Annotated in this window: 9 protein-coding genes; 2 read left to right on the forward strand and 7 right to left on the reverse strand. The window is 55.0% G+C overall.

What is annotated here, in order from left to right:
• Window positions 1-80 precede the first annotated feature (80 nt).
• From HDF15_RS12175 to HDF15_RS12195, 6 genes are all read right to left on the reverse strand, one after another.
• Window positions 81-2,741, reverse strand: coding sequence for a serine/threonine-protein kinase (locus HDF15_RS12175; protein WP_184255856.1), 2,661 nt, complete (start codon window positions 2,739-2,741; stop codon window positions 81-83).
• Between the two features lie 30 nt (window positions 2,742-2,771).
• Window positions 2,772-3,362 (reverse strand): ECF-type sigma factor, encoded by a 591-nt coding sequence (locus tag HDF15_RS12180; protein ID WP_221314398.1) that lies wholly within the window; start codon window positions 3,360-3,362, stop codon window positions 2,772-2,774.
• Window positions 3,363-3,705: 343 nt separating this feature from the next.
• The gene (locus tag HDF15_RS12185; protein ID WP_184255858.1) at window positions 3,706-4,068 is read right to left on the reverse strand and encodes a thioredoxin family protein; all 363 of its coding nucleotides are present in this window, start codon (window positions 4,066-4,068) and stop codon (window positions 3,706-3,708) included.
• A gap of 109 nt (window positions 4,069-4,177) precedes the next feature.
• Entirely contained in the window at window positions 4,178-4,609 is a 432-nt protein-coding gene (locus HDF15_RS25895; protein WP_311733087.1) for an FCD domain-containing protein, read from the reverse strand.
• Window positions 4,533-4,835, reverse strand: a complete 303-nt coding sequence (locus HDF15_RS25900; RefSeq protein WP_311733088.1) for a GntR family transcriptional regulator — start codon at window positions 4,833-4,835, stop codon at window positions 4,533-4,535. Before HDF15_RS25900 ends, HDF15_RS25895 begins: the two co-directional genes overlap by 77 nt.
• Window positions 4,836-5,572: 737 nt before the next feature.
• Window positions 5,573-6,427 (reverse strand): PGN_0703 family putative restriction endonuclease, encoded by an 855-nt coding sequence (locus HDF15_RS12195; protein ID WP_184255860.1) that lies wholly within the window; start codon window positions 6,425-6,427, stop codon window positions 5,573-5,575.
• A 1,067-nt stretch (window positions 6,428-7,494) separates the two neighbouring features.
• On the opposite strand from HDF15_RS12195, the gene HDF15_RS12200 reads away from it, so the two are divergent.
• Together HDF15_RS12200 and HDF15_RS12205 are read left to right on the forward strand one after the other, a co-directional pair.
• Window positions 7,495-7,719 carry a hypothetical protein gene (locus tag HDF15_RS12200; RefSeq protein ID WP_184255862.1) on the forward strand — a complete coding sequence of 75 codons (225 nt, stop codon included), beginning with the start codon at window positions 7,495-7,497 and terminating at the stop codon, window positions 7,717-7,719.
• A gap of 439 nt (window positions 7,720-8,158) precedes the next feature.
• Window positions 8,159-9,652 carry an RICIN domain-containing protein gene (locus HDF15_RS12205; RefSeq protein WP_184255864.1) on the forward strand — a complete coding sequence of 498 codons (1,494 nt, stop codon included), beginning with the start codon at window positions 8,159-8,161 and terminating at the stop codon, window positions 9,650-9,652.
• Between the two features lie 614 nt (window positions 9,653-10,266).
• Here HDF15_RS12205 and HDF15_RS12215 read toward each other — a convergent pair.
• Window positions 10,267-11,568: a M23 family metallopeptidase gene (locus tag HDF15_RS12215; RefSeq protein WP_184255868.1), complete on the reverse strand. Its 1,302-nt coding sequence runs from the start codon at window positions 11,566-11,568 to the stop codon at window positions 10,267-10,269.
• Between the last annotated feature and the right edge of the window lie 23 nt (window positions 11,569-11,591).

Consider the following 11,591-nt stretch of genomic DNA (forward strand, 5'->3'; position numbering starts at 1 on the left):
GCTCCAGGAGATTTGCTCTGACGATCCCTTACTGATCTGTTTGAATCATGCTCCTTGGCTCAACAACGGCTGAGGACATCTCACCGAACCACTTGGCGCAGCAGCATTCGCGTCTGCTGAAGTTCGAGGCTGCCGGCAGGCAGCCTCACCTTCTCGCTTAGGAACGCCTCTTCGAGCGCCGGCTGCGCCTCAGCAGGACGCCCTTCGCGCAGTAGAAGCTCGCCCATCGCCTGTTCCGCCGCTGCCGTTGCTACCGGATTGACTTGTACGCTCCGGTAGATGGAGAGTGCTCGCTCTATCTCTGTTTTGGCTGAGGGCAGATCATCCTGTGCCAGGTGCAGGCGGCCGAGCGCGAGATGGTTCGCTGCAGCATACGGTGAGGTATCACCGGTGAACCTCTGCTCCATTGCGAGCGCCATGCTTAGCGTGGGCGCTGCTTCATCGAGCCTTCCCATCGCCACTTGTAAGCGGCCAAGATCCAGTAGAGCCCGCGCTAGTTGCGGATTGTCTGCACCGAACAGACGCCTGCAGATCGCAACTTTGTGCTCGAAGAGAGGTTTGGCTTCTGCATCCCTGCCCCGCAGTACAGCCAAACGCCCCAACGCGCTCTCATCCACGCCAGCACTCATGCTCTCGGCACCAAGCGCTGCTGTGTGTATCCGGAGCGCGTCGCGCTCCAGCGCCTCTGCCTCTACGAACTGCCCCTGTTCGGCAAGTACCAGGCCCAGGCCCGATTCTGTACTAGCGGTCCGGCTGTGGTTGGGTCCCTGGATCTTTCGCTGCAAGGCCAGCGCATCACGCAGCACAACTTCCGCTTCCGCATAACGCTCCTCCAGCCTCAGCACATGTCCAAGCTTCCCCTCCGTATCCAGGGTGTCTATCACCCTGGGCGACTCCTGCCAGTTTCCCCTTTGATAGATACTGAGCGAGCGGCGAAGCGCCCGTTCAGCTCCAGCGAACTTACCTTCCAGAAAGAGCGTGTTCCCCAACATATTCAAGCTTGCGCTTGCCTTGGGGCTATCGGCGCCATGCAGCTTGGTGTCAATCTGGAGTTCTCTTCGTAAGCTCGCCTCCGCACTCGTCAGGTCGCTCTCCACAAGCTGCACTTCGGCCATGGTCAGAAGTGCGTCGGCGGACTTTTGGCTGTCCGGTCCGTACAGCGACTGCACCAGGGGAGCCCACTCTTTCGCGTAGGACTTTGCCTCGGCAAACTGATCGTGGAGAACGGCGTTCTCCGTCAATTGTTCCAGTGTGTCCGCAACCTGGGTAGAGTGTTCACCATAGAGCGATCGACGAAGTTGCAAAGATTCTCGTTGCAACATATCGCTTCGATCGTAGGCACCGAGATTGGCATACGACCTGCCTAGCGTGTCCAAAAGTCTGTCCCGCACCTGTGGATCGGCCTGCAGACCTTCGATTCCGGCAGCTCCACGATCCAGCAGCTCACGGGCGCTCAGGCTATGCCCGCGCGCCACCGATGGGTCGGCGGCGGTGAATACAGTCTGGAGAAAGTCGGATACTCTCTCAGCCGCGTCTCGCTCCCTCGCAATACGCCGAGCCTGCACGGACATGGTGACACTGAAGCCTATCAGCGTCATCAGTGCCAACACACTCGCCGCTACCGGCAGCTTGTGCCTTCCGGCGAACTTCCGTACACGATAGCGCCACGACGCGCTCCTGGCAGCCACAGGAAATCCTGAGAGATAGCGTTCCAGATCGTCCGCCAAGTCGTTGGCTGATGAATACCTCTGCCCAGGATCTTTCTCAAGTGCCCGCAATACGATACAGTCCAGATCTCCATCCAGCTCCGGACTTGGTGCTGGAACCTCGCAGATGGCACGCTCCAGCGCACCCAGATCGACAGAGCTGTCCCGAAAAGGGAGACGCCCGGCGAGTAGCAGGTACAACAAGGCACCAAGCTGATAGACATCGGTCGCCGTGGTCATGGCCTCACCACGTACCTGCTCGGGGCTCGCATACGCGGGTGTCATGATGCGCGAGAGATCGATCATCTCTATATCTGGCCCCGTGCGTGGAACCAAGGCCTTGGCGATACCGAAGTCCAGTAACTTCGGCTCGCCCTCGCCAGTGATATAGATGTTCTCCGGCTTCAAATCACGATGCACCACCAGATGCTGATGCGCATAGCCGACCGCCTTGGCCACAGAAATCATCAGCCGTATCCGCTTCGTGCGACCCAATGCCTGTTCTTCGCACCAATGATCGATCGGCTGACCACTCACAAATTCCATCACGACATAGGGCAGCCCTTCAGATGTCGTTCCTCCATCAAGCAGCCGGGCAATATGCGGATGATCAAGATCGGCGAGAATTTGTCGTTCCTCGAGAAATCTTTGCCGTAGTTCTTCAGCCATTAATCCGAGAGCAGCCACCTTGATGGCGACCTCTTTCTGATACTCATCGTCAGCGCGGACAGCGCGGTAAACTACGCCCATGCCTCCCCGACCTACCACGCCCATAATGCGATAGGAGCCCAGCAGATCTCCAGGAAGAGGCAATTCAGCTTGAAACTTCTGCAGGGCGGCTCCACTCACAACAGAGCCAATCTTTGTCTCTGACTCAAGCGCCGACAAAAGTGCCTCGATCCGGAGGCGCAGGAGAGGAACTCCGGCGCAAGCACGCTCCAGGTAGGCATCGCGTTCGTTCGAGGAAAGCTCCGCAGCAATATCGAAGATCTCCTGCAAACACTCCCATTCCTGCGCGCTGAGGATCGTCTTCATGTCTTTACCTGACGGATTCGAAATGCGAGGCTACTCTGCAACGGATACGGGCGCATCCAGCGCCTGCCTCAACCACGCTCTGGCCAGCTTGAGATCACGATTGACCGTTGCCACGGATACCGCCAGTGCGGCGGCCGCTTCATCGCAAGTCAAGCCGCCGAAATAATGCATTTCCATCAACCGCGCCTTTCGGGCATCTTGTAGCGCCAGCTGATCCAGAGCCTCATTCAGATCGAGAATCTGAGCAGGGTCGGTCCAAAGCAGCAGAGCTTGCTCGTTCTCCACTGTTTCTAGAGACAGCTTTTCAGCGCCACCACCACGTTTGCCTCGTTGAGCCGTCCGGGCATGATCGACGAGTATGCGGCGCATCGCAGTGGACGCAACCGCAAGCAAATGTACCCGGTTTTCGAAGGTCATCTCGGACGAAAATATCCGTAAACAAGCTTCATGCACCAGGGCCGTTGTACGCAAGGTATGGTCGATGCGCTCGTGACGCATGTATCTTGAGGCCAGACGGTGCAACTGCTCATAAACCAAAGCCAACACCTGACCCAATCCAACCGAATCTCCATCGTGCAACGATTGCAGGAGCGCGGTAATGTCAGGGTCGCGGGTCATCATCGGGCTTGGTTCTCAGAGTTTATCTATTATGACTGATTGTCTATTGAGAAAGGGTGGAGTCGCGTCGCGATCACGAAGTGCCTGCGCGGACGGAGCGGAACAGACTCATCAATACTCGCGATATTGATACTCATCTGCCAGGCTAGTCTTGATGCTTCTCACGGAGTCTCGGAGTGAGCCTCAGCATCAGTTGCAGACGCTCAACATCGTTCAGCCAATCAGCGAGTGTCGCTTCTACTTCACTCTTGTCGGGTGGAAGGATGCCGGTCGGGCAGCTTGGCCCTAGCCTCTTCAATGCAAGTGCGCGGTATCGATTGAGCGTCCTATCTCCGGACGTAGCACATCACATATCATCCTCGGAGTAAAACAGAACTACCGGAACCCGGCTTCCTCCATTGATGCGCAGTTCTTCTTTAAGCTCTGTATTCATCTTTCGCTCGAGGAATCTCAGATTGATCTTTACAGGATTGGCCTCGGCGATCCTCTGGATAAGTGGGCACTGCTCCACACAGTCTCCACACCAGATGCCGGAATGGACAAGAATCTTCATCGCTCGCTGGAAACCACTTATGAGCTCCCGTTGAGTCGCATCGAGACGCGCAATGTCATACACCTGCGTCCAGCGACGTTGCTGCTCCTCAGTACCAGTGGCAAGGTACTGCGCGTAACGAAGCGAATAGGAGAATTGATCGGAAAAAGATGGCACAGGGATTTCTAACCTAAGAAAGATGAAACTAGTATTACAGCCCCGCATCCTCATGCGTCAGCTATTCGGATATATCGGCGATGACAAGCCGCGCTACAGCAGGAGTCTTTCAACGACTGTCAATATCTTCCAGCAAGCGATCGCGCACATAGACGATGTGGTTCCGCATCGCCTCCTGTGCCTCAAACATTTGGCCCTGCTTGAGAGCCTTATAGATCTTCTTGTGAGCTAACGGTGACGACGTTGCTGAAAGTTCATACGATCTATAGCGACACAGCAACGTCTTCTGTTGCACGTTCTCGAAGACACTGCATAGTTCTCCATTCCCTGTGGCCTCAGCGAGAATTCGATGGAAGCGGAGATCCTCTTCGATATGTGCCAAACGATCCCCAGCTTGCAGGATTTCTTCCGTGCGCTTAATGCTTTCCGCCAGCTCACTAAGGACCGTACGAGTGATTGAGGCGTCAGAAATCGAATGTAGCTCCAATGCAACCCGCAAGTTGTAGAGATCGGTAACTTCTTTGCGGGAGAACTGCCGCACGGACGCCCCGCGGCGCGCCTCGATCCGAAATTAATCCCTCCCCCTCCAAGCGATTCAATGCTTCCCGGACTGGACTCTTGCTGACACCGAGTTGTGTGGCAATATGCTCCTCAGTTAGCCAAAAAGAGGGTTCGATACTGCCGGTTAGCACGCTCTGCTTGATGCGAAGATATGTCATCTCCGTTAGGTTAGGGGTTTTAGGTAGCTTCTGAAAGGTAGTCGACATGAAGGTATTCAATCATCCTGTCCGTAAAAGCCGAGAGAGTTGAGGCGGGTATGAGCCGTTGTCTCCGGGCCAACTGCGAGCAAATGTTGAGAATAGTCGGCGCACAATCACAGACATGATGAAGCTACTTGAAATTCTTCGTAAGCCCAAAAAGGGTGGACGCAAACTACTCTTTTGGGTCAGCAACAGAAGGTGGGCTTTCGGGGACTTTATGCTCAAGATCTTCTCGGCATCAGCTCAGCACACTGACGAGAACATCCCCCTAAGCGCGTAGATGCTTTTGCTGCTAGCGCGAAGTCTGCCGCAATAGATGCTGTCTTTGGGGGAAGTCATGAAAAGTCGGAACTTCCTCCTGACGACTCTCGGCCCATCTACCGATCGAATTTCCAAGTACCCGAGCGGTCTCCAGAGCCAATCGTACAGGGCCAACCCTAGGTTCCAAGAGCACCTCGCGTTCAGGAGGAGAAAGGAAGCCGATTCGCTCGATCTCGTCGGAGATGTAGCGCTTCATTTCCTCAAACTGCCGCTGCGACAAGTGGTATGAATCTTCAGGTGGTATTGCCCAATAATAACTGTCAGGTCTGCGTGCCACTGCGACCGTACATATCAACTGGGCCGGACTCGGGAGGCCTTGATCGGCAACACGATCGGCACCCCTTTGCGTGCCATGCACGAAAACCGACAACCATCCGTCGTGTTTCACCGGCGCAAGAAGTCTCAGATCCGAGCCTCGGAACCTAACATCCACTTTGATGAATGCCATACTTGGCAGCCAGGAACAGGCGCAAATCATTTGGGAGTACTCCAGCCAATTCCTGCCATGTAAGCAACTTCAGGCGGTAACGGAGTTCGTGAGAACGAACGGCGCGAATGATCCGGTACCATGCCTCGATCAAATCGGGACGACGAGCATCGCATAGAACACAAAATGAATCGCCGGTCGCGTGGGCCGCCAATGCGCCACGTATCAATTGGTAGCTACAAACTTTTCCATTTCGCGATGGAAGCTCGATCAGGTCAAACACGGCTTCCAGATCTCGATATCGGGATATGAGCCCGCATCTGGCCGACTGAAAGTCTGATTCAGTCAGTTTCGCTTCCACCAGCAGACAGTCGATCTTCATATCAATCTCTGTGTTGTCGCGCTTGTCATTGTGTATGGGTGTGCGCGGCTTAAATCCGAACTCGGGTACTGCGTGAGAGTCGACTCCAAGCATTGCCTGGGCACGTTCGGAGATCAGAACGCCAGGATGACAAAAGATGTTCATAAGCAGGGCATCAGAACTATGGGCACAGTCCAGTTCCTTCCAGTCCCAATTCGCACGTACTCTCGCTCTCTTGAAGGCCGTATGAACTTTGCCGAGTCGCCTTTCCCATTGTGGATGATTGGCAATCTCCCGATAAGAGGGCGGATAGAAGTTTCCGTGCTGGCATTCGTCGCTATGTCCAAAGAGCACTCCAGGAGCGGCGCCGTCAGTCCGGTCGTAGCGAAGTCCCTTTACCTTTGCGAATTGCAGAGCACGAAGGCTCAATTCGGTCCGCAACTCAATGCCCTCTGGAATATCGAAATCTAAGTGTTCGAGTACCGGCATGACTTCCATTATAGACGAAGAAAAAGCGAATACGTATTTGGCCCGCATCGTTGGGATGAGATTTAAGGTGAGTGTTTCGGATCACATAGAGATTGCCGTTTGGCTGGCACTGCCGCACCCATAGGCGTATCGAGCCGAAGGATTCCCCAGGCGTGAATCGTGGGGGAACGTACCAGTAACGATGCAGATTATTACGCGGTTCACGGCTGGCGTCCCAGCAGTTAGCTTGAAACCATCGGGAATCAGCTACCCGCCAGCCTCAGCCCGCGCAGTGAGAGGTCGATACCGGTCGGGTACGCAGAACCGTCGATTTCTAAGATAATCGACTCAGATTATTTCTCTTTCAACGGATTCCAATGGAATAAACAGCCGAAAAATTGTTCCCGATTGATCCGGGGCCTGATTGCTTCACACTCTAAGCATGCCGCGATGTCTGTCGATAATCTCTTTGCTCAACCAGCTTTATGTCCACCCTCGTCTAGTGACTACTGCCAGATTTCGACGCCCCTCCTCCGCTTGAGCCGCCTTTCAGCTTACCGGCAATCGCAGTAATGGAGAAGGCGTTGTGTCGTGCATCGGAACGGCTGAATGGTTTGGTTCCGAATAGGTTAGCTATGCTGTAACGTGAAGTGTCAGCCCCGTGATTGGGATGCATAGAAGAATGTAACGCTGAACAAAGCCGTCTCTGGTTTCGAACTGCCGAAGTCAATGCTGACGTGGAGTTGTGGTAACGAAAAACCCGAAATTTATGGCAGCCAATAAGGTACAAAACGGCACTAAACCACTCTATTCGGGGCACTGCATTCGACGGAAAGGCCCAATTTTATCAACTGGTTAGATGAAACTGCCAAAACTGCAAAACCTTTATGCGTCGGTTCGATCCCGACCCGCGCCTCCAAATCTCCTCAACAACTTAGCAACAGTGAATATTCCCTGGTTGCCAATAAGCCGACAAGCCCTCATACAGCAACAGAATTCACAGCAAATTCAGCCGGGATCGTCTTGCCCAACTGACCGCTGAGCAACCCTGCCGCCATGTCTGCCGACTCGTCAAGAACCTGTTCGTAATGGATAAGAAGAGTGGTGGGTCGCGAGTGGCCAAGGCGCTGCTGCGCAGCCTTGATATCCACCTTCACTGCAACCATCTGGGTGGCCCCCCAAGGCAGACATTAACTCCCGAGAGCACGCCCGATTCTTCCGGCATCTCAACCTTTGCCGGAACAGGAACGAGTATCTCTCAAGTGACCATCGGCGGCCGCACCATGCAGTTGAACGCAAGATTAGCGTTCTGACTTACATATTAAACATAAGTAATATTTAGACAATCGATTTACTAGAAGAAACTGTATTGACATAGAGATTCTTCGCCTGTTAGTGTTCCGGTTTATCAGACATGGTGCGCAGGATCTTGTAGCGAAAAGACTTGAAAACTAGTCTGACCTACGAGATACCTGCGCGCTGAATATCTGTTGTGTACGTTTAGCAATCTTGACTCCACACTCGAAGGAGCAACAAAGATGCATATCTCACTCGTCCCTCAAGGTCTCAACCGAAGTACGGTCAGTTGAGGCGCCCTCTCGCACGATTGGGGGGATGATCTCCGTTTAAGCCCGAACAAAAAACCAGGCCCCGAACTCTTCTCGACTCGGGCTATAGAGAGTTGTGCGCTTGAATACCCCTCTCTTCCCTGTCCACCACAACGCACATCCACCTACAGCAAAAGGAGGCAACATGTCACGCACCTGCAACTTCGCTACGCTGGTCGGTCAAAAGCACTCCATCCTTCGGTGTTCTCTCTTCCTCGCGATCGTTTTCCTAATGCCCCTCACGTTAATGCACGCACAAAACACCTTGACCACCGGCACACCCTACAACATCGTCAATGAGAACAGCGGTTCCTGCGTGGACGACACCGCTTCGGGCACGGCGAATGGAACCGCCGTGCAGCAGTGGGCTTGCGGTGAAGGCACTTACAGCACCCAACCCAACCAACAGTGGGAGTTCGAGAACGGAACCGCCAGTGGCTACTATTACGTCGCCAACGTCAACGCTCCGGCCGAAACCTGGAATGTAACCGGCAACGGAACTACCAATGGCAGCCTCATACAGACGTGGACCTATGCTGGAAACCCCAATGAGGAATGGGAGGCCGTGTCGCTAGGAAATGGCTACTATAAATTTGTAGGCCAAGGTAGCGGTCTCTGCCTGGACACGCCGAGCGCCTCTACCGCAAACGGTGTGCATCTGGATATCTACACCTGCAATGGAACAGCTGCGCAGGCGTTCAAACTCGTCACACCTTCGTCTGGCACGGGCACCGGTACTGCCACGAACCTCTTCGCGCCGTTCGAATATGTGGGCGACTTGGGCGATGCCAATCAAATTCCGGGCATCGTATCGGCTTCTGGAGCGAAGGCGGTCATACTGGCTTTCCTGGATCCAGACAACAATGGCTGCAACTTGATCTGGCCTGGCGCAAGCGGGCCGTTGCCCAATGACACGGTAGGCAGCACCAGCATGGGCACTGCGATTGCAGATTTGCAGGCTGCTGGTGTAACCGTCGCCCTTTCACAAGGCGGCGCAGGCGGCCAGGAGGCTGCCGCATATTGCAGCACAGCTGCGGCGACTCAGGCGGTCTATCAGCAGCTAATCACCAAGTACCATGTCAATTGGCTCGACTTTGACGTCGAATATTCCGAAACTTCGGGTCAGTCGGTCAGACGTGCTCAAGCGTTGGCTGCCTTGCAGGCGGCTAATCCGGGGCTGATCATCTCCTACACTCTTCCGCTCGGTCCAGGCGGACTTGACCCCGGCACAGGTGGCGGCCTCACTGACATCACCGACGCCAAAGCAGCTGGCCTTAATCTCAACATTGTCAATGGTATGGCCATGGATTTCGGCGGAACAAACGAGAATCAGCCGGAACTATCCGAAGAGGGTGCTGCCGCGTTGAAGTCACAAATTCAATCCGCTGGGTTAACCTCGACGGTTGGACTCACATTCTTGCCCGGAACAAGTGACGATACCCCTCCGAACTATTTCACCCTTGCCAATGCCACCACGATGTTGAACTGGGCAGAAACGAACAAATACGTCACGCTACTGTCCTTCTGGGAGCTCAATCGCGACAACGGCGGTTGCCCCGGCTCAACGGTAGACGAGGACACGTGCAGCGGCGTCAGCCAATCCAGCTACGAATTCTCCTCGATCTTTAGGACGTTCTAGCTGTGAAGTATCAATAGGTAGTCCATTCGATCTGACGGCGAGAAGCTGGTTCTACGACGAATCAGTAATCTCGGAGGAGACCGAATGGACAACCACCAGAATGCCCGACTGACGGTACATAGATAGCAAAAAGAGTACTGGAGCAGGAGTTGACGTTGAAGCTGGCCGCGGCCAGCTTCAACGTCAGCGCGAAGACCGCGGCCAAGTGGATGCGGCGCTACCGGGTCACTCCGAAGAGGTATCGGGGCAGGCGGGCCAATCGAACTCCGCAAATAGGAGTTAGCGGATACAAACTTTAAGGTTGCCAATAAGGGATAAAAGGGTGCTAAAACCAACGATTCCTGGGTACTTCATTCGACGGAATTCGCGGTATTTTCAATGCTTTGCGCGAAGGCCCCAAAACTGCAAAACCTTTATGCGTCGATTCGATCCCGACCCCCGCCTCCAAATCTCCTCAACAACTTAGAGCGACCGACTAATCCAGACTTTTCGCTGTGGCTGACATTAGGGCAGCCAATTTACGTTAAGCCCGGATTCATCAGCCGAGTGGGCCGCCACAGGCAAGAGAACGAACTCGACTCCTGCCGCGCAATCCGGCGAGCGGTGGCCGGTAATTATTTGCCGAAGCCGGGCACATCGACACGGCGAACGACGTGGTCCTGAATCCAGTGCGCGTCCCACCACTCTTTGGGGTCGATCTGGACTCCATCGAGTTGCATGGCAAAGTGAATGTGGTCGCCGCCAGCCATCCCAGTCATGCCGCTCAGACCCATGATCTGCGAGCGCTTGACCTCGTCGCCCACATGCACGTCGATCCGGCTCATGTGGCCATAGATGGTCTGCAGGCCATATCCATGGTCCACTACGATGCAGTTGCCATAGATACCTAGGGGTGCCGCCCAGACGATACGGCCGTCATTCGACGCCTCGACGCCAACATGCTGGGTAACGGCGAGGTCGTAGCCGAGATGCACCTGCTGATCGATCTTCTGGCCATGATAGATATAGCTGCGCACGTCAGCGAAGGTCGCCTCGGCCTGCGCGTGCGACTGACGCGCGAAGGGCTCGTGCCAGAGGAAGTGGTCGGCAGTCTTGAGACGCAGGTCGGACAGCGTCTTGTTATTGGCCTGACGCATCTCGGTATTGATCTTGACGAAGCGCGCGACAGGATCGCCCGTGCCATTGGGATCCAGTTCGCTAAGCACCTTCTGCATGAATTGGTCGGAGATCTGAATCTGGTGCTGCGTATACACGGGCTGTTCCCTCTTCGGGAAGACGACGGTCAGCGGCGTAGTCACATCGTTGCCGGACCCGTTTGAAGCATAGGCCAGCGGAGTCGTACTGGCAGGCATGTTCCACGCAAAGGCAAACAAGGAGAACAAGCCAGGTTTACCGCCAGGCATCGGCCACGCACGGAAGGCCTGGTCGCCGACCCGGACCCCTGCGGAGGTGTAGTTGCCGGTGATGTTCATGGTAGCCAGGTCCGCCATGCCAAGGTACAGGTAGTGCTGGTCGGAGTCCGCGCTGACGAGAGGCGGCTGGGTGACCACGTTGACGTCGCGTTCCCAGCGAGAGGTGCCATGGAGCAGACCGCCGGACGTGGCTTCTAGGACCAGGTGGGCAGGGCCGTCATGCAACTGGGGAGTAGTCTTAACGCCGACCTGAAAATTGAAAGTCGTATCAATGTTTTTGGATGTGGCGTTTGTCTCCCATGCCTGATACTTCGCGCCGTTCTGTGTCACCGTGGCAGTGAGCTTGCTAACACCATGAGGATCGTGGATGTGGACGGCAATGGGAGTCGCCGGCCCAATGACGGTCGGGGAGGAGAGCACATCCAAAGAAGGCTTGCTGCAGCCGGACAGAGTCAGCAATAACGGCAACAGAAGGATACTTGCATTGTTGATTGGAGTTCTCACAAGTCGATTCTAGCCTCAAAGCA

Source organism: Granulicella mallensis, assembly GCF_014203225.1.
GTDB lineage: Bacteria > Acidobacteriota > Terriglobia > Terriglobales > Acidobacteriaceae > Granulicella > Granulicella mallensis_A.